Origin of the sequence: Pseudomonas sp. S36 (assembly GCF_016647875.1) — a bacterium.
In the GTDB taxonomy this organism is placed as follows: domain Bacteria; phylum Pseudomonadota; class Gammaproteobacteria; order Pseudomonadales; family Pseudomonadaceae; genus Aquipseudomonas; species Aquipseudomonas parafulva.
In genome coordinates, this window is the sequence record NZ_JACVVG010000107.1 from 1 (window position 1) to 334 (window position 334).

The 334-nt window shown below is 59.6% G+C and carries 1 protein-coding gene; it reads left to right on the forward strand.

Annotation, left to right across the window (positions count from 1 at the left end):
• The coding region (locus tag IAE36_RS23495; protein WP_201214974.1) for an immunoglobulin-like domain-containing protein at nt 1–334 on the forward strand (334 nt) is incomplete at both ends.

Genomic DNA, 334 nt, shown 5'->3' on the forward strand with positions numbered 1-334 from the left:
CTCCGCCAGCGGCACCGTGAGCATCAACGCACCAGACGACGTGTATGTGGGTGGTCAGCCTGCGATCGTGAAGGCGATCACCGACCTGGCAGTGGCTGGCGACAAACAGTTCGAGAACTTGGTGGCTAGCAAAAACTCGGTCACCACCGCCGTGACTGACGAGCCTGCTGGCCAGGGCGATCTGGTACAGGTCAACATCGTCGCCAACCAGGCCTCTGTAAACGAGGCTACGGCACCGACCTTCACCCTTAGCTTGAACCGTGCACTGGACAAGGACCTGACTGTCACCCTGAGCAACAACGCCACCGTGGTGTTCAAAGCAGGTGAAACCAGC